Below are 26,808 nucleotides of genomic sequence, written 5' to 3' on the forward strand. Positions count from 1 at the left end.
AGAATCGCCGCAGTTTCGTGCATTTTGCCGCCAATCGCTTCGTTTTCAGCGAAGTTTCGGCCCGCTGCGGCCGTGCATTGGTGATGCCCCATCGCGCGAGCGCCATGCCCGGTATCGGCAGGAACGGAGCCAGGCTCCGGTCGGAGTTCCGACGTGCTCTTCCAGCGGTCCATCGGGTGCAGCCCTGCTGCCGCCGGGTGCCTGCCTGCCGGCGCGACACACCCAAGGAGATGACACCAGCATGACCCAACGAATCGCCGTCCTCGGCGCCGGCCCCAGTGGCCTGGCCCAGCTTCGCGCCTTCGATGCCGCCCGCCGCGCCGGCGCCGACGTCCCCGAGATCGTCTGCTTCGAGAAGCAGTCCGACCTGGGCGGGATGTGGAACTACACCTGGCGCACCGGCCTGGACCAGCACGGCGAGCCGGTGCACGCCAGCATGTACCGCTACCTGTGGTCGAACGGGCCCAAGGAGTGCCTGGAGTTCGCCGACTACAGCTTCGAGGAGCACTTCGGCCGCCCGATCGCTTCGTATCCGCCGCGTCCGGTGCTGCGCGACTACATCATGGGCAGGATCGAGCGCAGCGACCTGCGCCACCAGACCCGCTTCAACACCGCCGTGCACTCGGTCGAGTACAGCGAAGACACGGGCAAGTTCACCGTCACCGTGCGCGAGCTCAAGGACGACCGCATGGTGAGCGAGGAGTTCGACTGGGTGGTGGTGGCCACCGGCCACTTCTCCACGCCCAACGCGCCCGCGTTCGAAGGCCTGTCGCAGTTTCCCGGCCGCGTGCTGCACGCGCACGACTTCCGCGATGCCTGCGAGTTCACCGGCAAGGACCTGCTGCTGGTCGGCAGCAGCTATTCGGCCGAGGACATCGGCACGCAGTGCTACAAGTACGGCGCCAAGTCGGTGACCTTCAGCTACCGCAGCGCACCGATGAGCTACGACTGGCCGCAGTCCTTCAGCGAGCGCCCGCTGCTGGCGCGGGTGGAAGGCAATACCGCGCACTTCGTCGACGGCAGCAGCCAGGACGTGGACGCGATCATCCTGTGCACCGGCTACCAGCATCACTTTCCGTTCCTGCCCGACGAGTTGACCCTGCGCACCAGCAACCGCCTGTATCCGCAGGCGCTGTACAAGGGCGTGTTCTGGATCGACAACCCGAAGCTCATCTACCTCGGCATGCAGGACCAGTACTACACCTTCAACATGTTCGATGCGCAGGCATGGTTTGCGCGCGACGTGGTCCTGGGCCGCACCGCGCTGCCCGACACCGACGCCATGCGCGCCGACAGCGACGCCTGGTTCGCACGCGAGAACGCATGCGCCGGCAGCGATGACGACATCGATTTCCAGGCCGCCTACGTGCGCGACCTGGTCGACCGCACCGACTATCCCGAGTTCGCGATCGAGAAGATGGGCGAGATGTTCAAGGAGTGGATGCGCGACAAGCAGGCCGGCATCCTCGACTACCGCGACAGGAGCTACCGCTCCACGATCACCGGCACCCTGGCACCGCGGCACCACACGCGGTGGATGGAGGCGATGGATGATTCGCTGCAGGCGTTCCTCGAAGACTCGCGCGAGCTCGAAGACCAGCTCGAGGTGACGCGGTCAGCGGTATCGGCAGGGGCGGACCTCCGTGGTGCTGCGACCGAGCCGCTCCGGCGACGCGCCTGAGGCTATGGGTCGCCAGCCCTTTTCCAGAGCTGCCGGCCTGAAGGCCCGTCCGGTGCGACGGGTCCACCATGACGCGCTCCACAAGCGCCGCGTCCGGCGCGCCGACGATGCCCGATCGGCGCCCTCGCGAGGTCAGCCTTCCAGCCGCTGCAGCACGAAATTCCACGCCGGCAGCGTGACCATCGCCAGCACGATCCCGTAGCCGACCAGCGCCGCGGCCAGCCGTGGCGCCATGCGGTGCGAGATCGCCAGCGCGGCGGCAGTGACCATGGTCGGCATCGCCGACTCCAGCACCGCGACGTGCCGCATGTCGCCCTCCAGGCCGAAGGCCAGCGCCAGTGCCAGGGCCAGCGCCGGCAGCACCGCCAGCTTGAGCGCCAGCCCCAGCGCCAGCGGCCCGACCTCGTCGCGCGGCAGCCGCAGCTGCACCGTCAGGCCCACCGCCAACATCACCAGCATCAGCATCACCCCGGCCAGCTGGTCCAGCGCGGCCGCGATCCACGCCGGTGGGTGCTCCGGCATCAGGGTCAGGCCGAACACCAATGCCCACACCGGCGGAAAGCGCGCGATCCGCAGTGCGATCGCGCGCGCCGTCGGCGGCTCGTCGCCGCCGTAGCGCGCCAGTACCACCAGCCCCAGCGTGGACAGCATCACGAAGGTGCCGAACTGGTCGTAGACCACCGCGTAGGGCAGCGCCTGCGCGCCGAGCAGTGCCTCGATCATCGGATAACCGATGTAGCTGGTGTTGCCCAGCATCGTGCACAGCAGCAGCGCCCCCAGCTCGTCGCGACGCAACCGCATGCGCGGCGCCAGCAGGCGCAGCAGCAGCCAGCTCGCCGCGGCCAGCAGCCAGGGCACCGCTACCAGGCCCAGCAGGTCCGGTTCGAAGCGCAGCCTGGGCACGTAGACCAGAATCGCAGCCGGCAGGCAGACGTACAGCACCACCAGGTTGAGTGTGTCCGCGGCGCCCTCGGGAAACACCCGCAGGCGCGCGAACAGCATGCCCAGCGCCAGCATTGCCAACATCAGGGCGAAGGCGTCGAAGGCCATCGCGGGCTGTTACTCGTCGTGGGGAGCGGCCATGATAGGGACCGGGGCAGGACGCGCCATCCGCCGTTGGGCGAAGCCTCGCAAGCAACTTGCATCTGCAGAAAGCAAGCTATCTGTTGCCTTTTGTCAAAGCAAGCGATACCTTGCATGTTGGATATGCAAGTCGAAGGTTGCGCACATGGCCGGATTTCCTCCGCTGCACATCATCCGGACTCCGCAGCAACTCGGCCCGCTGCTGCGCGCCCTGCGGAAGCAGGCAGGCCTGACCCAGGCCGACGTCGCCGGCCAGCTGGGAGTCACCCGCCAGGCGGTCAGCGAGCTGGAGAACCGCCCCGAGGCGGCCACCTTCGAGCGCCTGATGAAGCTCTGCGGAGTGCTGGGCGTGGAGATCGCACTGCAACCCCGGGACATGTCGGGCCGTGCCCAGGCGCCGGAGTGGTAGGGCGATGAGCACCCTGCAGGTATGGATGAACGGCGAAATGGTCGCCGCCTGGGAGCGCGGTGATCGCGGCGGCGGCCTGACCTATGCGCCGCAGTGGCTGGAATCGTCCGCCAACCGGCCCCTGTCGCTGTCGCTGCCCCTGCTGCCGGCCGGCCAGGGCCACCGCGGCGAGGCAGTGGGCAACTGGTTCGAGAACCTGCTGCCAGACAGCAGCGACATCCGCACCCGCATCCGCGACCGCTTCGGACTGCGGTCGACGGCAACGTTCGAACTCCTGCAGGCCATCGGCCGCGACTGCGTTGGCGCGGTGCAACTGCTGCCGGAAGGCACCCGGCCGGACGGCCTGCACGACATCCACTTCCGGCCGCTGGACCAGGCGCAGGTGGCGACCCTGCTGCGCAGCGTCGTGGCGCCGTCCGGGCCGGGGCATCAGGCGGGCGACGATGATGCATTCCGCATCTCGATCGCTGGCGCACAGGAAAAAGCCGGCCTGCTGCGGCACCAGGGCCAGTGGTGCGTGCCGCTGGGCAGCACGCCCAGCACGCATATCTTCAAGCTGCCACTTGGGCTGGTGGGCAACGTGCGCGCAGACATGCACGACTCGGTGGAGAACGAGTGGCTGTGCCTGCGGCTGATGGCCGCCTTCGGCATCCCCGTGGCCGAGGCCGCGATGGACAGTTTCGACGGACAGCGGGTGCTGGTGGTCTCCCGTTTCGACCGCCGCCTGGCGGGCGACGGCAGCTGGTGGATACGACTGCCCCAGGAGGACATGTGCCAGGCGTTCGGCCTGCCGCCGTCGCGACGCTACGAAAGCGACGGCGGCCCCGGGATCAGCCGGACCATGGAGCTGCTGCGCCGGTCCGAAGAACCGGCAGACCGGGCCACCTTCTTCAAGAGCCAGATCCTGTTCTGGATGCTGGCAGCGACCGACGGACACGCCAAGAACTTCAGCCTGCGCATGGAGGCGGGTGGCCGGTTCCGCCTCACTCCGCTGTACGACGTGCTGTCCGTCTACCCGATCATGGGCCGGGGCCCGCGCCAGCTCGATCCGCACAGGGCAGAACTGGCGATGGCGGTCAGCGGCAGCAACCGCCACCGCCGCCTGGACACCATCCGTCGCCGCCACTGGAACGAGACCGCGCGGGCGTGCGGGATCCCCGACGGAGGGGAATCGTGGATCGCGGAGTTGCTGGACCGTGTAGAGCCCGCCATCGCAAGCGCCGAACGGCAATTGCCGGACGACTTCCCGGACCGGCTGGCAAGCAGCATTTTCGCGGGGCTGCGAGATGCGGCGCGACGGCTTGCGTCCCAGGGGCCCGAGGGCTGATCACCAGCCGGTTCAAGTGGTAAAGCAGGGCTGCCGTTCGCGTCCCTGCGCACGACTGGCAGAAGGCGCTGGGCGGCTCGACCTGACGCCGTCACGCGACCCGCAGGCACGGGCACGTCCGCTATTCGCGGCCGCGCAGGAACTCCAGCATCGAGCGGAGCGCGACCTGCCCTTCGTCGCTGTCGAGGTCGAATGGATACAGGTGCGGCAACCCCGGCACATGGTCGTCGGGCCAGAACAGCGAGGTCACCGGCACCGCGAGGGCCTCCAGCCGCGCGGCGAAGGCCACAGAGTGGCCGGCCGTGAGCGGATCGGCATTGCCACCGGTGATCCAGACCGGCGGGAAATCCGCGGTGAGATGCAGGATCGGCGACATCTGCGCCAGCACCGGGCTGTCCGGATCGCGCGTGCCGGCATAGGCCAGCACGGTGGTACCCGTGCCCCAGCCGAGCAGCCGCGAACCACCACGCTCGCGCCGCACCAGGGCCGGCAGGTCGAGCACGCCGCACTGCAGGACCACCCCGCGCACCACGTCGGGCGTAAACACGGCCGGAAGCCCGACCTCGGCCGCATAAGCCGGATTGCTGCCCATTGCCGCGAGCTGGGCGGCCAACTGCGCGCCGGCTGAATCACCGGCAAGGAACAGGCGCTCGGGATCGATCGGATAGTCGCCCGCATGGCGCTCCAGCCAGGCATGCAGTTCGGAGAGCTGCCGCAGCGGCTGCGGATAGACCGCCGCCGGCGCCAGCGAATAGTCCGGCGCCACCACCGCATAGCCCTCGGCGGCCAACAGGCGGAACAACGGCGCCGCATCCTGCCGGCTGCCCGACAACCAGGCACCACCGTGGATCCACACCAGCACCGGCAGGCGCGCGTCGGTCGATGCCGCGGACGCGGGATAGTGGATATCGAGCAGCGCGTCGGGATCACCGGCACGATAGGAGAGGCCTTCGACGGAGGTGACTGGAACGGCGGGCAGGTGCTCCGCCATCGCGCGGCGCGTGCGCGCGCCCTCCCGGTTGAACGCAGCACGGATCATGCCCACACCGATGCGCCGGTTCAGCGGCAGCCGTGCAGTGGCGGCGGCCGGCGGCGATGCGGCGGACTCATCCACACCGGGTACTGGTTCGTTCGCTGTCGCGAACCCGAGCGGCAGCACCAGCAGCAGTAGCAGAGCCAGGCACAGGATGCGCAATGCGCACGGGAGAGGTGTGTTCATGGACGTTCTTCGTCGAGCCCTCTTTGGCTTGTGTCGACCAGCGATCTGATCGTGCCATGCCGGCTTCCGGACTCAGCGCTTGAGGCCGGCCACAATCTCCGACACGTCGACGCCCATCTCGAGTTGCACGCGCACGTACTCGCGCTCCTTGCGCGACAGGACGCGGCCGGCTTCGATGCGCACGTCCTCTGCCTGCAGGATGCGCATGATGCGCGGCAACGCCGACCCGATGGCATCGGGCCCGTAACCTGCTTCACGAAGGGCTGCGAGGAGAAGAGCTTCAACGTCCATGCCAGGTCCTGGTCGTGCGGGGGGCTGTGCATTGTGCGTCATGGGGCAGTGCGCCATCTCGCGAGATAGGCCTCAATCCGCCCGGCAGGCATGCGGATCAGTTACACCACTGCTGCTCGCAGGGCTCACCATCGTTGTTGCCGTCCATCTTCGTATTTGGACAGTTGCGGAGGAAGTATTCCGCCTCCGCGCACGACGTCATCTGCGAGCAATGGGTGCGGCCGTCGCACTGGAACGTTGCGGCGGCGGCGACTGGTAAATTCGAGGTCCCAGGAGCCACTCTGGAAGCGCCCCAAGGGGGATCGCCTGCCGGCGCCCTGGCTTGCGGGGCCTGCACCACGGGTGCCTCGGGGCGGTCGGCCATACGGGTCCTGTACTGGTCGAAGCCAACCAGGGCGACGATGCCCAGCCCAATCAGTGCCAGGAAATGTGTGAGCTTCATTGAAGCCTCCGGATCTTCGATGACATCCCTGTACGGGCGCTCGGGTTCGACACGCGATTCATCCACCGGGCCCTTGTCGGATGCCATGGCCCGGATGTGACCCGACTCCGGGCCAGCGGCCGGTCCATCCAGCCGTTCGGCCATCGCTCGGGCGACCAGACCCGACCACCCTGCGACCGGTCCACCGAGGACACGGACCCAGTCGAGGCAACCGAGCGCGACGGTTGTGGTCGCTGAACCGGCTATCGCTGTAGCTCGCACACCGCTGGCGCCCTGATTCGCCTAGCAGCCCCGCCGACGGAAGCCTGTCAAGGCTAGAACGGGTAAGTGAACCTGACCAACGAGGGTGGTCATGGCGGGATTCCTTGCGCACGCGTCCGGCAGTGGACACGGCACCAGCGTGCGGGCCGCGCATCGCGCGTGGCAAGCACCGCGCGACCGGGCCAGGGATCGGCCGATGGAGCCCGGCCCGTGGCGATGAAACCCGCGGGCTGCACGCCGCGCCGGGATTGCAACACAATGGACGCCTTGCCGGTCCGGGAACCGGACCGGCAGGCCCGTTCCGCCGCACAGGCCGCATCCGCATGAACGAAAGATTCCGGGCGCTCGTGTACGCCACCGTGTTCGCGGTGCTGCTGGGCTGGGTGCTGTACATCGGCCGGGAGATCCTGGTGCCGATCGTCTTCAGCATCATGGTGATGTACGTGATCCTCGGCGCGGCGCGGCTGCTGTCGCGGGTGCCGGTGATCGGCCCGGCGCTGCCGGTGCAGGCGCACTACGCCCTGTCGACGCTGCTGATGCTCGGCGCGCTGCTGGTACTGGGCTGGCTGGCGATGGACAGCGTGGACCAGTTGCTCGCGCGGGTGCCCCATTACCAGTTGCAACTGGTGGCGCTGGTGCAGCGTGCCGCTGCGCTGGTCGGCATCGAGTCGGAACCGAGCTGGGATGGGATCCGCGCGGCCGTCCTCGCTCACGTCAACCTGCAGCGGCTGGCCGGTTCGACCCTGGGCTGGGCCGTCGGAATGATCGGCGGCCTGACCGTGGTCGGTCTGTACGTGGCGTTCCTGATGATCGAACGCCGCCACTTCGACGCCAAGATCGATCGCCTCTCGCCCGACCCGGCGCGCGGCACGCAGGTGCGCCGGATCATCGGCGACGTCAACCGCCGGATCGGCGCCTACCTGGCGCTCAAGACCCTGCTCAGCGTGCTGCTGGGCCTGGTCAGCTGGATCATCCTGGCCGCGATGGGCGTGGAGCTGGCGCCGTTCTGGGCGCTGGTGATCGGCCTGCTCAACTACGTGCCCTACATCGGCTCGGTGCTGGGCGTGGCCCTGCCGGTGCTGTTCGCGCTGCTGCAGTTCGGCGACATCAGGACGGCGCTGGTACTCACCGGCGCGCTGTCGCTGGTCCAGTTCCTCAATGGCAACCTGCTCGATCCCTGGCTGATGGGCAGCTCGCTCAACCTCAGTCCGTTCGTGATCCTGGTCTGCCTGACCGTGTGGACCGCGCTCTGGGGCATCCCCGGCGCGTTCCTGGCCGTGCCGGTCACCGCGAGCATCGTGATGGTCCTGGCCGAGTTCCAGGGCAGCCGGCCGATCGCGGTGCTGCTGTCGAAGAAGGGCGAGGTCTAAACCCTGCCCGTCGCTGCAAGCGCGCTAGTTCGCGATGCAGCGACGGACCGTGCCCAGGGTCCGGGTGGTGATGTTCTTGCCGAAGGTTTTTTTAAGCAGGACCATGAAAACCGGATCGTTCGGTCGCGGCTCGTAGGCTGAACCCCATGCCCGCGACAATTGTCCCTGGCACGATTGTTTGGAGTGGGCTGCGAGGCCACGGGCATCCCCCAATGGCTCTTGCCAATCGGGACCAAGCGCAAGCTGTACTTGACATTGCGTGTCGGCCGCGAGGCCCTGGTCAGACAATGGCCGATGGAGCCTGGCTCCCGATGGCTGGATCGACTGCGATCACTGGCGCGCGGTGCTCAGTCAGATGACTTGTCGGTTTGCGAACGTGGGGACACTTTAGAACCCGACGCTATTCGCGGGAAGATGATGTCCCGCATAGCTATTCACCTTTCGCCTTAGCAAGAATTTGCAATAACACTTCAGGCACCACTCCCTCTGCTTTGAGTGTTGCCGCGCGGTATGCGAGCTCGTTCTTTGCGAGGCAAATTCCGGTACTAGTCTCCAAGTCTTGGCAGGCTGCAATCCACGCCTCCCAGTTCCCAGCAAGGAATCCCTCAAAATGATCCTCCAGAATAGCTACATTCTCAGACGTCCTAGCGGCCGGGAAGTCTTCCGGGGTCAGACCAAAATACTGAAGCAACTTTCTGTTCTCTTTCGCATTCTGATTGCGTTCATCGTCGATGTTCTTTTGTGTCTTCCCAGCAGCCGTCGCTCGCGCCACACAACCAGCGTCGGCATCAAAGAGAGCATATGCGGGAATTCCTATCGAATCCAGAATTGCATGAGCGATTGGAATCGAGGTCTTTCCATTCACACAAACTATGGAAAGTCCTGCCGCCTCAAGTGAGCCCGGAGAAGATCTGTCGCCAACACCATAGAACACGGAGGCTTCCGTTCGGCCTTCCACCAAGAACGCACGATTGGCAAAGAGCGCAATTGCTAGCTGGTCGGCTACGTTATGATCGAGTCGACGATCTACTATCTCCTCGTCAACGATCCCTTGAAGCTTAAATTTCACATCGGCGACGGTTGCATAGTGAACAGAAACGACTGGGGCCTCATCAGCCGATCTCGTCAGCCGTCTGACCTGATCAAAATGGCGGTCCTCCAGAAAATACGGACTGTGCGTAGCGTAGGTTACCTGAATGCGTTTTTCTGCATCTTCAGCAAGCGACCTGAGTATCTTTGCGAATGCTTGCGCCTGAACAGGATGCTGAAAGAGCTCAGGCTCTTCAATTGCGAGGCAAATTACTCCTTCGGCCGACGCGGCTCCAGACTGTGCCAAGAGTTGTAGCGCGGAGATCAGAACCGTGCGCTGAAATCCATGCCCTTGGCGTTCCACTGCGGTCTCGGTTGTGCCATCAAGCACTGCTACCTCAAACGTAGTCCGTGGCGCTTTAAGCTCAACCTCCGCAGGTGCAACGGTGACAGATCTACCTGGTGAGTAAGAGGCGACAACTTCATTTAGTTGTGCTGTGATTGCATCCAGCTGACCTTTGAATTTTTCTTCATAAACTTTTTGCTGTTTAGTTCTCGCTTCCTCGACGATCTTCGCAATGTCCTCATCGGCTGCGGTGCGATCAACTGAACGTTCAAGGATTCTGCCAATGATGCTTGATTTACCATCGATAGACTCTTCGCTTGCGCGAAGATCGGCAGTAACCAAGACGAAGTCGAAGAGTCCACTCATCTTGCCGCCACTGTTGAAGCCGAAGAAGTTTGTCTGAAGCGCTTCGGGCGCATCGACCAACTCGTCCGTGTGAGCTGTTTCCCATTCGGTCATCGACTGGTCAACGGCTGCTCCACTACTTGCTGCTGGGAGATTCAGATCTGGGCGGCTGCGCCGAAGATCGGCATATAGAACTTTCTTCGCTGTAGCACCAGTCGCCGCTTTGATTGGGTTGAAATCCGGGAAACTTTTTGCATTTGCAGAGAGCACATCAGAGCCATCTGGAGATCGTCGCCTCCATGCGGTGAATGTGGTCGCCCCTTCCGGCGTGTACTTGCCAAGTGCGTCGCGATCCCTTCCTGTGAGTTCAGCGAACGTGATCTGGACCTCTATATCTTCATCAATCGCGCCAAAAGAGCAGTCTTTTTCTGTCAGAGACCCAGACCTACCATTGAAGAACCAGTCGAGCGCACGAAGTACAGTTGATTTTCCAGTTCCATTTGGTCCGATGAATGTGGTGACGGAGTCGAACGGTACAGACACGGACTTTAGGGCGCGAAAGTTTCTTATTTTGACTGATAGTATTTTCATGCGGCGCAACTCCTTGCTTAATCTTCCTTACAATTCAGGCATGAAGCTGAAACTAGGCGCTTAGGCCGCGGACACTAGGGCTGTCTTCGTCCGTTACAGCAATAGCCATTGATCCGATGCATTGGCCTACGTTATCTGGCCACACCGATTTCTGGCGGCATCCCCTACTATTAAGCTCGCACCTGTGCGTCAAGATTTTGAGGAATACATAGTCTTAACATCTTGGTTTTTATTGATGTACGCGTTTAGCCCATCGCCGGAGTCCGCCAATTGTTTCATTGCACTCAGATGGGCTAAGCCGATCTTTGAAGACCGATATTCATAGGTCCCTCCGTACTTGAATTGCACACGAATCCAGTCCTCACCGTAGTCGTACGCGATCGCGCCAGAGTCACCGTTGACGTCTTTATAGGGTTTCATTTTATGCCCTCAAAGTTAACTGTTGAATTGTGCACATGGCCTTGGAAATCCCGGGGTCAACGTGCGGCCAGAAAACTGGTTGGGTTCATTTTCGATGCCTCCGCAGCCGCTCAATCTAGGCCTAATCACTGATGACGGGAAAACGCAAAGCCAGTGCCTCGGCAATGGCTTTGCGCTTGTCGCCGGCGATGTTCTCAATGGGCTTGCCCATGAAGTTGGAACCACCTCCCATCGGTGAAAACACTTTGACCTTCGATGCCCGCCATGCTTCTTCGGATTGCTCCACGCGCCATCCAGGCAGCGCCAACGCGGGTACTACGGGAACGTCGAAACCGGCATCGCGCAATGTCCGAGCAAGCCAGCTTGCATAGCGCTCTGCCTGCGCAATCGCGTCGGCGTTCGACATATCGGGAAAGCGCAGCGTCTTGCCGTCGAAGGCGACCCGGTAGTTGTCTCCCTTAGGCACCTTCAACGGTTTGCGGAATGACTTCGTCTCCACGGCGTAGACGGCCCGTGGTGCTACCACGATGTGGTCGATATTGAACCCATCGGCAGGTAGGTCATGCAGCACCGTACAACTCTGGGCGACAAGGCGATTGAGCTGCATTCCGGTCACTTGCTCAGCGATCCATCCATCACGTGCATTCTCACGCGACCGATAGTTCCTGATGTAGTCACGCAGCCCCCATGCAAACATCGCTGCTGCGCCGACAACGAAGAACCAGTCGACCACTCCGATCCTGACGTTCGACCATGGCAGACGGAATGTCATCCAGATCATGAACATCAACGGAAGTGCCGTGAACATCGTCGAGATGGACGTAAGCACTTCCGTGTCGTGATGCTGGATGCGGACCAACAACTGCTGCCCTGGCAGATGTCCGACGCGTCGATCCTGCATCGGGCTGCGACGACGACTCCGCCTGTGCATGAGTTTGAAAGCCACGACGCTGATCAACATCAGGGCGAAGGACACCGCGATGACCAGATGTCCGATCCAATGGCCCCACTTCATGCCCATGCGTCCTCGGGTACGCGGTGCTTAGCGTGGGAATCGAGCACGCCCAGCTCAGCCGGCCAGGACAGCGGCTTACGATAATCGAGTACGCGGTGGCTTCCGCTTCCCATGCGGCACCCCAAATTCGTTTCCCCGCGCCGACCATAGCGCGAACGTCACGCCTGAGAAAGCCCGCCCGGCTCCGAAGATGTGCGCGGTAACCAGCTCAGTTCGTCAGAGCTTGGCTGCAGAGAGCCGCCAGCCCAACCTCGACCATCGACTTGCATGTCTCGACAGTGCTTCGCGAATCACGCTTTCGCCGCCAGCTACATGCAGCTCACTCCGCCCTCGGGTAAGCCCTGTGTAGACAAGTTCGCGTGAGAGCACGCGGTTGCTGCGCCCAGGCAGTACCAGCCAGACCTCGTGGAACTCCGAGCCCTGCGCCTTGTGCACCGTCATCGCGAATGCGCTGTCGTGCGCGGGCAGTGCGGCGGGATGGAACGGCCGTGGGTTGCGCGCGTGGTCGCCCGGGAACCACGCCATCAACATGCCGCTGTCGTCGCGTAGGCAGATGCCGATGTCGCCATTGAACAGGCGGTGGCGATAGCTGTTCTCGGTGATCAGCAGCAGGCGGCCGTGGAAGTAGCGGCTGGCGGTGGATGCGGGGCCGGCGCCGCGGCGGGTGCCGGCGAGCAGATCCTCGATGCGGGCGTTGAGGCCGCGGGCGCCCTGCGGGCCTTCGCGCACGGCGGTGAGGATGCGCAGGCGGCCGGCGCGTGCGAGGGCTTCGGCCGGGTTGCTGGCGTCGGCGAGTGAGGTCCAGTGTTCGAGGAGGTGGTCGCGGTGCGACTGCAGCGGGTCGGCGTTGCCTTCGTGGAAGTGCACGCTGGACAGCTGGCAGCTGCGCAGCAGTGACAGCGCGGTGGCGGTGTCGCCTTCGCGGACGGCGGCGGCGAGGGGGGCGAGGTCGAGGGAGGCGCTCTGGCGGTAGCCGCGGGTGAGGTGGATGTGGCGGACGGGGAAGCTCGAGATTCCTCGCTGCGCTCGGAATGACAGATCGGGGTTGTCCGCGGCTTCAATGGTGGCTGATGCGGAAGACTCGGCGGCGCGCGGGATGCCGGCAAGCACTTCGCCCACTTCGACCGATGACAGCTAGTCGGGCGCCGGGCAGGATCAGGCTCGCGCGAACGGGCGCGGCTTCGACCAGCTTGCCGTCCCACGCTGCGCGCCGCGCCTTTCGGTCGCGTTGATTGCAGTTACCTGCTGTTTGCGAAGGAGCAGTCTGTCCTGCTTACCAGGAAAGACGGGCGGTCACACGCGCCTCGTCCGCGTGCAGCGAGAATGCCCAGCCGTTGCGCTCACACAATCGTTGAACGATGCCAAGACCCAAGCCATGCCCGTTGGAAGAGGATGAGCCGGCCGCCGTGATGCGGCCAACTTCGTCACCGCTCAGCCGATTGGTGACCAGCAGCTCGTGCTCCTTGATGAGGACTGTGATCGGTCCCTGCCCGCCAGGCGTTTGCTCGAACGCATTCCGAACCAGATTGGTGACCGCGATCAGGAAGGCCTGTGGATGCCCGTGAACGACTGGTGTTGCGAGACTTTCGACGTCGACTTCGACGCACTTGCCGTTCAGCAGGTAGCGCTGCTGGTCGACCGCCCGGCTCACCAGTGGCGCCACCAGGAACTGTTCGCCGTACAGCCCGTCGTCGGCTTCGCGAGCGATGCACAGGAACATCTCGATCGTGGACTTCATCTCGAGCGTCGCACGCCGGATCCGATCCACCGCCCTCACGTCTTCGGCCGACAGATCACTTTGCTCCAACAGCTCGAGCGCGCCTGTTATCACCGTGATAGGCGTCCGCAGTTCATGACTGGCAGAACCGGTGAAGTCCCGCTCTCGCACGACGAACGCACTGATGCGCTCGAGCGTTTTTTCGATGGCCCCGGCGAGGACGCCGACCTCATCCCTTCCGAACCGGCTGGACTCGATGAGCTTGTGGTCCCCAGCCGACAGATGCTCCAAGTCGATGCCCGCGACCACTTCGGCGAGCTGCACCACCGGGGAGACCGCTCTGCGCATCACCAGGACGCCCAGCCCGAAACCCAAGGCACCGAGCAGTCCCACCACCCCAGTGATGACGAGGAGCCACCACCAGTCCTCGGAGGACGCAGCCTCGATCCCGGCGACATCGAACACCACGAATGCGCGCCCCCGTGCGTTGTCGGCGGGGACGACAGCGACATGCAGCTCTTCGGAGACGAACTCGTACAGACCCTCGGCAGGACCTGCCTGCGCCCACTCCCTCAGGGGTTCGGGCAAGCTCCCGGCGTCGTCGTAGCCGCGAAGGCTCATCGTGAGATCGGGGTAGTTCTCGGCGGCGCGCTGCAGCTGGTTGACCAGCACGCGGTCTTCGCTGAACCTGATGGCAGCGTAGAACGCGAGCCCCCAGGCCACGCTGAGTCCGACAACACACAGCGCGAACGCATACTCGACACGTTTGCGCAGACTGTGCCGCGACACTACTGGGCGTCCTCCGCGATTCGATATCCGATGCGATGCACCGTATGGATCAACAGCCGATCGAACGGCCTGTCGATTGCCTGGCGCAGCTTGTACATGTGCGAGCGAAGCGCATCGCCATCCGGCCTCTCGTCGGCCCACAGCAGCGTTTCAAGCTCGTCGCGATCCACGACCGACGGGGACTCTTCCATCAATCGTCGAAGCAACTTCATGCCGGCAGGGTTGATCTCGACACGCCGCCCCGCCCGGTGTACTTGCAGCGTGGACCGGTTCAACGTCAGATCGCCAACCGTCAGCAGGTTGTCGCCGTTCCGGCGACTCCGCTTGTAGAGAGCCCGGATGCGCGCATGCAGCTCCTGCAGTGCGAATGGCTTGACCAGGTAGTCGTCGGCCCCGGCGTCGAATCCCCTGAGCCTGTCGTCGAGCGTGTCCCTGGCCGTCAGCATGAGGACAGGCGTTTCGATTTCGGCATCGGCCCGCAGTCTCTGGCAGAAGGTAAGGCCGTCCATCCTCGGGATCATCAGGTCCAGAACGATGACGTCGAACGGATGTGTCAACGCCAGGTTCATTGCGGTGACGCCGTCGTGGGCGAAATCCAGAACGTAGCCGAGCTTTTCGAGGTACGCGGCAATGTTCGCGCAGATGTCGCGGTTGTCCTCGACGATCAACGCCCTGATCGGCGCCGCATCAAGAGCGCGTGCCATCTGCCGCCTCCCTTTTACCAAGCGTAGTCTAGCCGAAGTCCGATCAGCGGCTCGGCCTCGCTATCGTCCTTCACGTTGACACCCCTGCGGTAGTCGAACTCGGTGTCGTCGGTCGATGCGGCCGACGTGACGTTGATGACATCGAGAAAGGCCGTGACGTCGACCGGGCCGAATGCGCGCCGATAGTCGACACGCAGGTTGAGCACGCCGTAACTGGGCCGGCGGCCCACATTGCGCTCGATCGTCTCCCGCGAGTAGCGCAAGGGCTGTCCGGGCCCCAGCACGTCTTCGTGGATGATGTAGGCGTCCTCCGGCCTGCCGGACAGATACTTGTAACGCCCGGCCACTTTCCAGCGGTCCGTGATTTCCCAGGTCAGCCCGAGGGTCGCCACATGCTCGCGGCTGAACTCGTCGGTGACCGAGCCAAGGCCGTCCTTCCGGTCCACTTTCGCGTCGTTGTAGGAATAGGTCGCGGCTGCGTAGAGCCCTTCGCGGATCGTGCCCCTGACCACGACGTCGAAGCCGTATGAACTGCCATCGCCGATGTTGGCGAACGTCCCGCCCGCCCGATCCAGGTCGACCACGAGATTGGCCAGGTCCTGGTAATAGGCTTCCGTCAACACCGACCAGCTCTCGTTCGGGAAGTACTCCAGGCCGATACTCCCGTGCGTGATCTCCTCGTTTTCGAGCGTGTTCGCCGCATTGGCTGCGAGGTCCAGGAACCGTGGCGATTGATGGAAGAGCCCTGCAGTCGCGAAGTACCTGAAGCTTGTGTTCGGCTGCCAGTTCACCCGGAACCTGGGCGACACGAGGTTTTCGTCCGTCAGGCCGTCGCGCTCCAGGCGGACGCCCGTGCGGATATCCCAGGAGCCGATCTTGAAGGCCTGGTCCACGTAACCTGCGTAGCTCGTCGCTTTCCGGCTCAGCGAAGAGTCGATGTTCGCCGGGGTCAGCACGATGAAGCGCTGATCGGGGTCGGGCCTGGAGTCGTCGCCGTCGTAGACGTACCGGATCCAGTCGCCATCCAGCACGGTGCTGTAGTCCAGTTCGAGCTGCGTCACCTGCATGCCTGCATTGAACGCGCCCCAGCGATTCACCGTTTTGAAGTCGCTTCGCCAGCCGATCTCGGTCTCGTCTTCGGTCACGGTGATGATGTCTTCGCGCACCGGGAAACTGGAGGCGGGCGAGCCGTCGGGCACGAGATCGGGAAACGCCTCGCCCTCCGAGCTGATCTTGTTGCTGACCCGGTGGTAGACCTTGTTGGTCCAGACAGCGTCCTGACCGATCAACGACCGCAGCGTAAAGCCGTACAGGTCGCTGTCCTGTTCGAAATCAAGAAGCGCAGCATCTTCGAAGTTTGGCGACTCGAAGACGTGGGTGACGTCGCGCGTGTATGTCTCGCGCGTATCGATGAGCAGCACCTCGAGCGTGTTGGACGGATTGATCGGCACGGCCGACTTGACGATGATGTCCCTCAACACGGGGTTTCCGATGTCCAGTTCTTCGATATCTTCGAAAAAGGCACCGAAATCCAGTCGGCGGGCGGAAACGAGCACGGTGGAACCTTCAGTGATGCCGAGCGGCCCGTCGTAGCCGACCTCGGTGCCGGCAAGGTCGAGGCGCAGGCTGGCCGACGGGCTTGGACTGCCGTCGGCGACTTCGAGCTTGAGCAGCGACCCGGCCCGACCACCATACGCAGGGCCCCACCCGCCCGGTGAGAACTCGGCGCCGCTGATGACGTTCGGGGCGAAGATCGAGAAACGGCCGCCACCGCCGATGTCCTCGTCCTCACCCAGTGTCGCGTCGAAGTGTATCGCTTTGTCGAAGGGGAACTCGTCGACGAAGATCAGGTTATCCCGGGGGCCCCGGCCGCGTACGCTAAAGCTCGCGAACTCGCTGGCGGAGGCCAGGCTAGGCAGGCCGTCCAGCGAGAGGAGCGGATCTGCGCCACCGCCGACAGCACTTCGCAAGGCTTCCCGATCGAGATAGGTGCTGGAAGGCGATACGAGTGCATCGATTGGCCGCGCCTGGACCACCACTTCCTGCAACAGCGGAATTCCCAGTTCGAATTCGATCCTGGAGTTCTTCCGCGTGATCACGCGTACGCTTGGCTCGTATATTGAAGCGAACCCGACCTTGGTGATGTTGACCGTGTAGAGGCCGGGGTCGAGCTGTTCAACGAGGATGCGACCTTGTGCGTCGGTTTCCAGGGATCGCGCGGAGGCGGTTTCCCGTTCCGTGATCGTGACCTTCGCGTTTGAAAGTGGCCGGTCGGTATATTGATCCTTGACGATGATGGTCAGGGCACCGGGTGCTTCCGCTGCGTGCGCGTACAGTGGAAAGCCGATCAAGTGCGCCGAAAGGGCCAACCACAATGCGCGTCGGGCGTGCCTACTCATATCGCTCTGCCTCCGGGAATGGGCCGTCTCACTCCATGAACCGGTGCGAGATTAGCGAGGCAAATGTCGCCAAAAGGTCGCCGGCTTGGCGCAGCAGTGACTGTCGATGCCGGTGTGGGTGCGCTCGATACGCATCCGCGTGCGCTCCAGCTGCCACCCGACGACCGCAACAGCGTCGCCAGGGCCAACCGGGGTTCGGTCCTCGCATCGAACTCGCGGGTCCATTCGGAGCTGCGTTCGGCTATTACTCGACAGACTGCCTCGGGTCGAACGCGGGCACTCGGCTAGCTCCCGAGCCGACGTCCCAGGCCTGACCACCTTCCCGTATGTCGCGCAAGCGCGTTCGCAAGTACCTCAGCGCTCCCACCCATGTGCAGAACGCTCCGCGCCCGCGTCAGCCCCGTGTACACCAGCTCCCGCGACAGCACGCGGTTGAAGCGCTCCGGCAGTACCAGCCACACCTCGTCGAACTCGCTGCCCTGGGCCTTGTGCACCGTCATTGCGAAGGCGCTGTCGTGCGCGGGAAGCGCGGCGGGATGGAACGGGCGCGGGTTGCTTGGGTCATCACCAGGGAACCAGGCCATCAACGTGCCGCTGCCATCGCGCAGACAGATGCCGATGTCGCCGTTGAACAGGCGATGGCGGTAGCTGTTCTCGGTGACCAGCAGCAGGCGGCCGTGGAAGTAGCGGCTGGCAGTGGACGCGGGGCCGGCGCCGCGGCGGGTGCCGGCGAGCAGGTCCTCGATGCGGGCGTTGAGGCCGCGGGCGCCCTGCGGGCCTTCGCGCACGGCGGTGAGGATGCGCAGGCGGCCGGCGCGTGCGATGGCTTCGGCGGGGTCGCTGGCGTCGGCGAGCGAGGTCCAGTGTTCGAGCAGGTGGTCGCGGTGCGATTGCAGCGGATCGGCGTTGCCTTCGTGGAAGTGCACGCCGGACAGTGCGCCGCTGCGCAGCAGTGACAGGGCGGTGGCGGTGTCGCCTTCGCGCACGGCGGTGGCCAGGGGGGCGAGATCGAGCGAGGCGCTCTGGCGGTAGCCGCGGGTGAGGTGGATGTGGCGGGCGGGGAAGCTTGAGATTCCTCGCTGCGCTCGGAATGACAGGTGCGGGTTGTCCACGGCTTCATTGAGGGCTGATGCGGATGCTTCGGCGGCGCGCAGGATGCCGGCGAGCACGTCGCCCGCTTCCACCGAGGGCAGCTGGTCGGGGTCGCCGAGCAGGACCAGCCGCGCGCCATCGGGTACGGCTTCGACCAGCTTGGCCATCAGCGGCAGGTCGATCATCGAGGCTTCGTCCACCACCACCACGTCGAAGGGCAGCGGGTTGTCGGCGTGGTGCCGGAACCGTGGGCTGTCGGGGATGGAGCCGAGCAGGCGGTGCAGGGTGGTGCCGGTGGTGGGCAGCTGGGCGGCGAGCGCGGGGTCGATGCCGAGTGTGGGCAGGGCCTGGATGGCGTTGCGCACGCTTTCGGCCATGCGTTCGGCGGCGCGGCCGGTGGGCGCGGCCAGGGCGATGCGCGGCGGCGGGGCGCCGGCGTCGCGGGCCTGGGCGATGAGCGCGACGAGCATGCGGGTGATGGTGGTGGTCTTGCCGGTGCCGGGGCCGCCGGTGATGAGGAGGAGGGTGTGGTGGAGGGCGGCGGTGACGGCTTGGGATTGGGGGTCTTCGGGGGGTGGCGCGGGGGTGCCCCCATCTGCCCTGCGGGCCTCTTCCCCCGCAAGCGGGGGAAGAGGTAAGGCCGGGGCGGCGTTGCCGATGCGGCGCAGGCCTTCGGCCAAGCGGCGTTCGTATTCGCGGTAGCGGCGCAGGTAGATCAGGCCGTGCTCGAACACGAGCGGGGCGTCCGCGGCGGATTCGGCGTCGCCGGTGTCCGGGCGGGCGACCCAGGGCGAGGATTCCAGAGCTGCGCGCCAGGCCTCAATCGAGGGCCAATCAATCGGGGCGTCGACCAGGCGCTGCGGGTCGGCGGGGTCGAAGCCGGCGTGGCCGGAGGCGACGGCCAGCGAGGCGAGCGCGGCGGCGGCCAGCACGGCATCGGGCGTGTCGGGAGCCAGCCGACGCAGGCTTTGGGCCAGGGCGTGGTCGAGGGTGCGCAGGGCACCGGCCTTGGTCAGTTGCTGCAGCAGGCCGGTGGGGCGCGGTGCGTTCGGCGGCGAGACGTCGCGTGCGTTGGCGTTGCTGGCCGTGGCGTCAACAGGCTGGCCTTTGGGAAAGAGCGGGAGCGTGCTCATGCTGCAGCCTCCGTGGCCTGGCCTGCGAACAGCGCGTCGAGCGCTTCGACCAGCCCGGGTTCGAAGCGCCAGGCCTGCACGCCTTGCGCATCCGTGCGCGTCGCATCGAGGCCGCGGCAGAACACGTAGCGCACGCCGCCGAAGTCGCGGGCGTAGTCGTAGCTGTCGCCCATTCGGAAGCGCAGCCAGCGGTGCAGGGCCAGGGTGTAGATCAGCGCCTGCAGCTCGTACTCGCTATGCGCCATGGCCTCATCCAGCTGCGCGGGGCCATAGCCGGGCAGGCGGTTGGACTTGTAGTCGAGCACGTACCAGCGGCCCTCAAACACGTAGGTGAGGTCGATCAGGCCGGTCATCAGGCCTTCCAGCCTTCGGCGCGCGCCGAAGCCCTGGCGCGAGGTGACCAGGCCGTGGCGGTGCAGCAGCGCGAGCAGGGCGTCGATGCGGGTGGGCGCGAGCGCGAACTGGAACTCGATCTCCGGGCGACGCTGGCTAGCGGGCACGTCGGCCAGGCGCACGCCTTCGGGCAGGGGCACGGTGAGGGTGTGGCCGATGAGCGGGGTGAGCACCTTGATGCCGTCGTCGATGTCGTCGGCCGGGTAGCCGCCGGCACGCAGGCGTTCGGCGATCAGGTCGGTGTCGTCGGTGGTGGGCGCGGGGGCATCGGGCGTCCACGCAGACCAGCGTGCGAAGTCGGTGCGTTCCAGCACGTCGTGCAGCACGACGCCGAAGCGGGTGCCGGCGAAGCGCGGGTCGTAGATGTCGGCATCGGTGCTGGCATCGACATCGGCATCCGCCGCGGGTTCATCCTGGCCGCCGGGCGCGGGCTGGGTGGCGCTGGCCGACGCATCGCCCTGGCCTTCGGCGTTGGCGAGCTGGGTGAAGCTGTAGACCCACCAGTCGCTGGTCAGCGAGCGCGCGGCGATGCGCGCGGGCGGCACGGCTTCGGTAGTGGCCGGCGGCAGCCACGGCAATTTTTCCGGCGGCGTGCTGTCGTCGATGGTGCCTGCGGTGCCCAACGCCGCGGTGAGCGCATCGGGCGTCGCCACCATGTGCTGCAGCGGTGACTTGTCGTAATTGCAGAGCAGGCCGCTGGCCAGCCACAGCGCGTGCCGCGCGCGGGTGAGGCCGACGTACAGCAGGCGTGCGTCCTCGGCGCGCTGGGCGAGGGTCCAGGCGTCCTTCGCCGCTTCCCAGCCGGACTGCGAGGCCAGCAGCTTCCAGTGCAGCACGCGACCCTCGATGCCATTGACCACGGCGCGCTGGCCGGGATTGCGCGCATGCGCGCCGATGGCGGCGAAGGGCAGGAACACCAGCGGGTACTCCAGGCCCTTGCTCTTGTGCAGGGTCACCACCTGCACGCGGCGAGCGTCGGACTCCAGCCGCAGCAGCTGGCTCTCGTCGTTGGCATTGGCATCGGCGATGGCGTTGGCCAGCCAGTCGACCAGGCCGTGCAGGCCCAGCGCGCGCGCCTGCGCGTCCTGCAGCAGTTCGGCCAGCTGCAGGTAGTTGGTGAGGCGTCGCTCGCCGTCGAGCAGGCCGAGCAGGCGGCCGGCGTGTTCGGCACAGAGCGCGTTGACCAGGGCCAGCGCGCCGCCGCGCTGCAGGCGCTCGCGCCAGGCCAGCGCTTCGAGCTGCCAGTGGCGCAGCGCCTCGCCATCTTCGTCGAGCGCGGCGATGGTGGTGGCGTCCAGGCCGATCAGCACGGTCGACAGCGCCATGCGCAGGCGGCCGTCGTCGGCGCCGTGCAGCAGGGCGAGCAGCAGCGCGTGCAGATCGCGCGCCTCGGGCGTTGCGAACAGGCTTTGCCTGCCGGCCGCGACCGCCGGAATGCCGGCCATCGCCAACGCGTGGCGGATGCGCGTGGCCTCGTTGTGCGAGCGCACCAGCACGGCGATGTCGCCGGGCTGCACGGGGCGGCCTTCGATGCTGGCGTTGCCGTCGCGCGCATCGCACAGCACGCGATGGATGGCGGCGACGCAGGCCTGGGTTGCGAGTTCGCGCGAGCGGCCAGCCTTGTACGGCCTGGGCTTGCCCTTGCTGTCGACCTCGTCCGGTAGCGGTGCGCGCCACACGGTGAGCGCGGGCGCTGGCGTGCCGTGGCGGATGAAGTCGTCGTCGCGGCGCACGCCACCCGGCTGCACTTCGCGAAAGCCGATGCGCGGGTCGATGAAGGGTGGCGGCACCCTGTCGTCGGCATCGGCGGCCGCTTGAGCCTGCGCGTACAGCGTCGACACCGCGCGCAGCACGGATGGGCGCGAGCGGAAGTTGCTCGACAGCGGCGGCGCCTCGCGCGCCGTGTCGCGCGCGGCGAGGTAGGTCTCGACGTCGCCGCCGCGGAAGCCGTAGATCGCCTGCTTGGGATCGCCGATCACGAACAGCGCCGGCGCCTGGCCGTGCAGCGTGGCGCTGGCGGCACCGAACACGTGGTCGAAGATGCGCCACTGGCGGGCGTCGGTGTCCTGGAACTCGTCGACCAGCGCCACCGCGTACTGCGCGCGCAGGCGTTCGACCAGGTCGGCGGCGTGGGGGCCATCGATGGCGTCGGCGACGCGGTCGATCAGGTCGTCGTAGGTCTGCACGCGCTGCTGACGCTTGGCGCGGGCGACGCGCTGACGCGCATCGGTACGCAGGCGGTGCAGCAGTTCGACGCGGCGCGCGTCCTGCCATTCGGCCATCGCGGTAAGCGCATCGAGATAGGCGGGCACGGCGTCGCAGACCGGCGAGTCAGGGGTGCGGCCGGCGCCGGCCTTGCTGGTGCGCAGCTGCAGCGTCTCGCGCGTGAGTTGCGGCAGCTTGGGATGCTCGAACGGCACATTGCGTTCGCTGGCGTTGCACCACTGGTGCAACGAATCGAACAACGCGTTGATCCAGTCCAGCTTGTAGCTGCCGCCGTGCAGCACCTTGCCCTCCACTGCCGACACCAGCGAGGCGCGGAAATCGTCGCCATGTGCGCGGAAGGCTTCGGCCAGCGCTTCGCCAGTGGCGTGCAGGCGTGGCACGGGATCGTCGGGCAGCTCGGCCAGCGTGGGGCGCAGCGTGCGTTCGCGCACCAGCAGCGGCAGGTCGCAGGCCAGCGCCTGCGGGCCGCCCGGCCATAGCGCGAGCAGGTCGTCGGCGGACTCGGCATCGCGACCGTGCTTGCGCCACAGGTCGACGGCGATGGCCTCATGCAGCGGCGCGTCGCTGGTGAGCAGCTCGGGCGCATCGAAGGCCTGCCCCGCTTCCAGCGCATGCTCGCGCAGCACGCGCGCGCAGAAGCCGTGGATGGTGAAGATGGCGGCGAGGTCGATGTCGTTGGCGGCGGCGTGCAGTCGGCGGCGCAGCGCCTCGGCGGTTTCGGTGCCGCGCGCGAGGTGTGCGTCGAGCACGGCGCGGGTGAGCGCGGCTTCCGGCGCGACGTCGACGGCGATCGGCGTGCCGACAATTTCGCCGGCCAGCAGCAGGCGCGCGCGGATGCGGCTGCGCAGCTCCTGGGTGGCGGCTTCGGTGAAGGTGACCGCCAGCACCTGGCCCACGCGCAGGCCGCGTTCGACCACCAGGCGCACCACCAGCGTGGCGAGGGTGTAGGTCTTGCCGGTGCCGGCGGAGGCTTCGATGGCGTGGACGCCGTCGAGGTCGAGGTCCAGGTAGGGGTCGCTCGCGTGCGTGTGGATGGCGCTGGTGTCCGCGCTCATTCCGCTTCCTCCAGGTCGAGCGCGTCCGCGATCGCGTGCAGCGCGGCCGGATCGGTGCCTGCGTAGAACTCGCCCTTCACCACTGCCAGGTAGATGCCCATTGCCAGGTCGATGAAGGCGACCTGCGTGGCCTCGTCGCTGAAGGGGTCGCGCCCGCGCAGCGCCAGGCGCAGCGCTTCGCCGCTGCTTTCTGCCCAGCTGAAGTCGCTGCCGTGCCATTTCTTCGCGGCAGCCTCGAGCCCCTTGCGCATGTCGCCGGCGCGGAAGAACTCCCAGCCGCTGTAGGGCGCGAACGGCAGTGGGCTGCGCAGGCCCCGCTCCTGCAGATCGACCAGCGTGCGCAGCAGCGCGCGTGCCTGCACGGGATCGAGCGGGTCACGCACGTGCGGGCCCGCGCCAAGCTCGCGGTCCTCGTGGAATTCGACCAGCGGCCTCGCAAGACCGGCGGCGCTTGCCAGCAGCCAGTCGAGGCCGTTGCGGATCGCGGACTGGCCGGCTGGCGGATCGAAACGCACCCGCACGATGCCGTGGTCGTAGATGTCGGCGATGCGGCCCTGCAGGGTCAGCGCGTCGAGCGGCACTTCGAGGCGATGCGCCTCCGGCTGCGCATCGCCGCGCCAGCCGCCGAAGGCCAGCGCATACGGATCGACCTGTTCGCGCACCTGCTCCAGCGCACGCCGCCCCAGCGGCCCGGAGGGCAGCAGGCCGCGCGCGCGCAGCAGGGCTTGGGTGGTGGCATCGTCGTCGCCACGCAGCACGGCATCGAACACCGCCTTCTGCAGCGCGTGCCGGGCGAGGCCGCGGCCCGGCGCCAGCAAGGGTTCAACGTCCTCGTCGATCTCTTCGACCTCGGCCAGGCGCAGCCCCAGGCGCTGGCGCAGGAAGACCTCGGCCGGCGCCTGCAGGAAGCGGCGCAGTGCGTCGAGCGACAGCGTGGCGTCGCCGCTCGCGACATCGTCGGCATCGATTGGCGCCAGCGCTGCGCCACCGAACCATGCCGGCAGCGCCACGCGCCGCGCCGATGGCTGCGCGGCCGCCGGCCACCACTGCGCGCTGTACGAGAACCGCCGTGGCTCGTCGTCGCCGCCAAACGCGGTCGGCGCGAACGGCTGCAGCGGATGCCGCACCACCAGCGCGTCGCCCGCCTGCGCCTCCGCCGCGTGCTGCGCGTCGGCCGCGGCCAGCAGGTCGGCCACCAGCACCGAGGGTTCGCGCACGCTGCCGTCGCGCGGGTCGGCGCCCTGGTAGCTCACGTAGAACACGTCCTGCGCCGCGGCGAACAGCTGCAGGAACAGGAAGCGGTCGTCGTCGCGGGTGGAGCGGTCGCCGCGCAGGCGCCGGCCGCCGGCGAGGTCGGCGGCCAATCGGTCGAGGCCACCGGCAGGATCGCGACGGGGAAACGCGCCATCGTCCATGCCCAGCAGGCAGATCACGCGGAACGGCAGCAGGCGCATCGGCACCATCCGCGCGACGCTGACGCCGCCGGTGAGCAGCGGCGCGCGCGTGTCGGCCTCCGACAGCGCGGCGGCGAAGTGCGCGCGCACGATCTCGGCCGGCACCGGCGTGTTGACGCCGGCACGCCGCGCATCGGCGGCGAAGTCGTCGATCAGGCTGCGCAGGCGGTCGAGCGCGCGCTGCGTGGCCGCTGCCGACGGCGCGGGCGGCAGCAGCGCGTCGAGCAGGCCGAGCAGGCGCTCGCGCCAGCCGTCCGGGGTCAGCGCCTCGTCCAGCACGCGGGCGTGGCGCGCGAGCACGCGCAGCAGCCGCACCAGGGTGTCGAGCGCGTCGAGCGCGCTGCCTTCCAGCTCCGGCATCGGCGCGACCAGTTGGCCGCTGGCGCTGGTGATCGGCGCGTCGCTGCCGGTGGCGTGGCCGAGCAGCAGGCGGTCGAGCGCGAAGGCCCAGGTGTAGGCATCGTCGTCCGGCGCATCCAGGCGCGCGCGGTGTGCGGCATCCAGGCCCCAGCGCGCGCCGGCGGCGTGCAGCCAGGCGTGCAGGCGATCGAAGGCGGCGGCATCCAACGCCGCCGCTTCGGCCAGCGGCGGGCTGGCGAGCAGGTCCAGCGTTTCCACCAGACCAAAGCGCGCCACCGGCAGCGCCAGCAGGCGCAGGAACACATCGGCCAGCGGCTCGCCGGCCAGCGGGCTGGCATCGGCCACGGCATAGGGAATGGCATCGCTGCGGCCACGGCCGCCGAACACGGCGTCGAGGTAGGGCAGATAGGGATCGATATCCGGCGCCAGCACCGCGACCTCGCGCGGCTGCAGCGGCGGATCGAAGCGCTGGTCCTCGAACAGGCCGCGCAGCTGGTCGTGCAGCACCTGCAGCTCGCGCAGGCGGGTGTGGCAGGCGTGCACCTGCAGGCTGGGGTCGTCGCGGCGCAGCGCCGGCAGCCGGGTGCGGGCGTCGTCCGGCGTCGGCGCCAGCGGCGGCGACGGCCGGCGGTGGAACAGGTCGGACTGCAGGCGCCGCAGCAGGCTGCCCTGCAGCGCGCCGCCGCCCTCGCCGGGATCGGCGTCTCCGCGGACCTCGATGTCCGGGTGCACCACTTCATAGCTGCCCAGCACCGCCATGAAGTCGCGCCCGGCCGCGCCCCAGGCGCGCAGCAGCGGGTTTTCGCCTGCGGCCGCGTCGGGGTCACCGCCGCGCACGCGCTGCAGGTCCCCCCAGTAGTCGCGGCTGGGCGAGGGCACGTAGAGATGCAGGGTGCCGACGCGCGCCTGGGTGGCGATCACGCGCAGCACGTCGGGCGAGACGTTGAGGATGGCGAAGGCAAACAGGCGCTGCGGCAGGCCGGACGGCAACGACGCATCGGGCTCGGCGAAACCGCGCAGGTAGGCATCGATGCGGCGCGCGCGGTGCTGCGTGCCGCCGGCCACGCGCCGCCACAGCGCGGCCTGCGGGTCGCGCGGCGCCTCGCCGGCCTCCCAGGCCAGCAGCCATTCGCGGCGCCAGGCCTTGTACTTCTCGAAGGCCTGCGCGAGCTCGCCCGACAGCGACCAGCCCTTGAGCGGATCGGGCGCGTCCTCGAGGTAGGCACGCAGCGGCTGCTGCGCGCGCGCGCGCAGCAGCGCCGGATCGGCGAGCGCGGCGTGGATGCGCCAGCGCAGCGCGGCCGCGTCGAGGTCCTGGCCGCGCCCCGGCACATTGGCGTCCAGCGCGCGCTGCACGAATTCGCCCGGGGTCAGGAACTCGAGGTTGGCCGCCACCCCGTGCGCTTGCGCCAGGGTGGCCTGCAGCCAGCGCCGCAGCGCCACCTGCGGGATCAGGATCACGTCCGGTTCCAGCAGGCCCTGGCCCGGGGCCGGCGTGCGCAGTTCCCTGGCCAGCAGCCCGGCCAGCACGTCCAGCGCGTTGGAGTGGTAGAGGCGGAAGTCGGTCCGGGCGTCGGTATGCATGCGTCCGGGCATTGTGCAGGAACCGGTCTCAGCGCCCGATACGGGAGCGGCGGAGCCCGCTGCTGGCGCCGCG

At 66.9% G+C, this 26,808-nt stretch carries 16 protein-coding genes and 2 pseudogenes; 5 read left to right on the forward strand and 13 right to left on the reverse strand.

Annotated features, from left to right (window positions below):
• Positions 1 to 241 precede the first annotated feature (241 nt).
• Complete coding sequence (locus tag ACW5DW_RS11945; protein ID WP_457019124.1) at positions 242 to 1,681, forward strand: NAD(P)-binding domain-containing protein; 1,440 nt, start codon at positions 242 to 244, stop codon at positions 1,679 to 1,681.
• A 132-nt stretch (positions 1,682 to 1,813) separates the two neighbouring features.
• On the opposite strand, the gene ACW5DW_RS11950 is transcribed toward ACW5DW_RS11945, so the two are convergent.
• A complete protein-coding gene (locus ACW5DW_RS11950) occupies positions 1,814 to 2,731 on the reverse strand; it encodes an AEC family transporter (protein WP_457019125.1) in 918 nt (305 codons plus the stop codon).
• Positions 2,732 to 2,909: 178 nt separating this feature from the next.
• Between ACW5DW_RS11950 and ACW5DW_RS11955 the strand changes: the two genes are divergently transcribed.
• Together ACW5DW_RS11955 and ACW5DW_RS11960 are read left to right on the forward strand one after the other, a co-directional pair.
• Positions 2,910 to 3,173: a helix-turn-helix domain-containing protein gene (locus ACW5DW_RS11955; RefSeq protein WP_457019127.1), complete on the forward strand. Its 264-nt coding sequence runs from the start codon at positions 2,910 to 2,912 to the stop codon at positions 3,171 to 3,173.
• A gap of 4 nt (positions 3,174 to 3,177) precedes the next feature.
• Complete coding sequence (locus tag ACW5DW_RS11960; RefSeq protein WP_457019129.1) at positions 3,178 to 4,500, forward strand: type II toxin-antitoxin system HipA family toxin; 1,323 nt, start codon at positions 3,178 to 3,180, stop codon at positions 4,498 to 4,500.
• 121 nt (positions 4,501 to 4,621) lie between these two features.
• Here the strand turns inward: ACW5DW_RS11960 and ACW5DW_RS11965 are convergent, their stop codons facing one another.
• The 3 genes from ACW5DW_RS11965 to ACW5DW_RS11975 all read right to left on the reverse strand — a co-directional run bounded on the left by ACW5DW_RS11965 (position 4,622) and on the right by ACW5DW_RS11975 (position 6,539).
• The gene (locus ACW5DW_RS11965; protein WP_457019131.1) at positions 4,622 to 5,719 is read right to left on the reverse strand and encodes an alpha/beta hydrolase; all 1,098 of its coding nucleotides are present in this window, start codon (positions 5,717 to 5,719) and stop codon (positions 4,622 to 4,624) included.
• Positions 5,720 to 5,791: 72 nt separating this feature from the next.
• Positions 5,792 to 6,010 carry a polyprenyl synthetase gene (locus tag ACW5DW_RS11970; RefSeq protein ID WP_457019133.1) on the reverse strand — a complete coding sequence of 73 codons (219 nt, stop codon included), beginning with the start codon at positions 6,008 to 6,010 and terminating at the stop codon, positions 5,792 to 5,794.
• A 97-nt stretch (positions 6,011 to 6,107) separates the two neighbouring features.
• The gene (locus tag ACW5DW_RS11975) at positions 6,108 to 6,539 is read right to left on the reverse strand and encodes an excalibur calcium-binding domain-containing protein (RefSeq protein ID WP_457019134.1); all 432 of its coding nucleotides are present in this window, start codon (positions 6,537 to 6,539) and stop codon (positions 6,108 to 6,110) included.
• A gap of 497 nt (positions 6,540 to 7,036) precedes the next feature.
• On the opposite strand from ACW5DW_RS11975, the gene ACW5DW_RS11980 reads away from it, so the two are divergent.
• Together ACW5DW_RS11980 and ACW5DW_RS11985 are read left to right on the forward strand one after the other, a co-directional pair.
• Positions 7,037 to 8,083 carry an AI-2E family transporter gene (locus tag ACW5DW_RS11980; protein WP_457019136.1) on the forward strand — a complete coding sequence of 349 codons (1,047 nt, stop codon included), beginning with the start codon at positions 7,037 to 7,039 and terminating at the stop codon, positions 8,081 to 8,083.
• A gap of 174 nt (positions 8,084 to 8,257) precedes the next feature.
• A pseudogene (locus ACW5DW_RS11985) lies at positions 8,258 to 8,533 on the forward strand (hypothetical protein); the annotation flags it as partial.
• Here ACW5DW_RS11985 and ACW5DW_RS11990 read toward each other — a convergent pair.
• The 9 genes and pseudogenes from ACW5DW_RS11990 to recC form a co-directional block, all read right to left on the reverse strand.
• The gene (locus ACW5DW_RS11990) at positions 8,514 to 10,394 is read right to left on the reverse strand and encodes an ATP-dependent nuclease (RefSeq protein WP_457019138.1); all 1,881 of its coding nucleotides are present in this window, start codon (positions 10,392 to 10,394) and stop codon (positions 8,514 to 8,516) included. The pseudogene ACW5DW_RS11985 and the gene ACW5DW_RS11990 sit on opposite strands and share 20 nt — an antisense overlap.
• Positions 10,395 to 10,935: 541 nt before the next feature.
• The gene (locus ACW5DW_RS11995; protein ID WP_457019139.1) at positions 10,936 to 11,829 is read right to left on the reverse strand and encodes a nuclease-related domain-containing protein; all 894 of its coding nucleotides are present in this window, start codon (positions 11,827 to 11,829) and stop codon (positions 10,936 to 10,938) included.
• 216 nt (positions 11,830 to 12,045) lie between these two features.
• Positions 12,046 to 12,813: pseudogene (locus ACW5DW_RS12000) on the reverse strand (ATP-binding domain-containing protein); the annotation flags it as partial.
• Positions 12,814 to 13,102: 289 nt separating this feature from the next.
• Positions 13,103 to 14,335: a sensor histidine kinase gene (locus tag ACW5DW_RS12005; protein WP_457019140.1), complete on the reverse strand. Its 1,233-nt coding sequence runs from the start codon at positions 14,333 to 14,335 to the stop codon at positions 13,103 to 13,105.
• Positions 14,335 to 15,012 (reverse strand): response regulator transcription factor, encoded by a 678-nt coding sequence (locus ACW5DW_RS12010; protein ID WP_457019268.1) that lies wholly within the window; start codon positions 15,010 to 15,012, stop codon positions 14,335 to 14,337. Before ACW5DW_RS12010 ends, ACW5DW_RS12005 begins: the two co-directional genes overlap by 1 nt.
• A gap of 41 nt (positions 15,013 to 15,053) precedes the next feature.
• On the reverse strand, positions 15,054 to 17,438 hold the full coding sequence (locus ACW5DW_RS12015) for a TonB-dependent receptor (RefSeq protein WP_457019141.1): 2,385 nt from the start codon (positions 17,436 to 17,438) through the stop codon (positions 15,054 to 15,056).
• A gap of 284 nt (positions 17,439 to 17,722) precedes the next feature.
• Entirely contained in the window at positions 17,723 to 19,663 is a 1,941-nt protein-coding gene (gene recD, locus ACW5DW_RS12020; protein ID WP_457019143.1) for an exodeoxyribonuclease V subunit alpha, read from the reverse strand.
• On the reverse strand, positions 19,660 to 23,337 hold the full coding sequence (locus ACW5DW_RS12025; RefSeq protein ID WP_457019145.1) for a UvrD-helicase domain-containing protein: 3,678 nt from the start codon (positions 23,335 to 23,337) through the stop codon (positions 19,660 to 19,662). Before ACW5DW_RS12025 ends, recD begins: the two co-directional genes overlap by 4 nt.
• A complete protein-coding gene (gene recC / locus ACW5DW_RS12030) occupies positions 23,334 to 26,735 on the reverse strand; it encodes an exodeoxyribonuclease V subunit gamma (RefSeq protein ID WP_457019146.1) in 3,402 nt (1,133 codons plus the stop codon). Before recC ends, ACW5DW_RS12025 begins: the two co-directional genes overlap by 4 nt.
• Positions 26,736 to 26,808 lie beyond the last annotated feature (73 nt).

This window comes from Luteimonas sp. A482, from assembly GCF_054072655.1.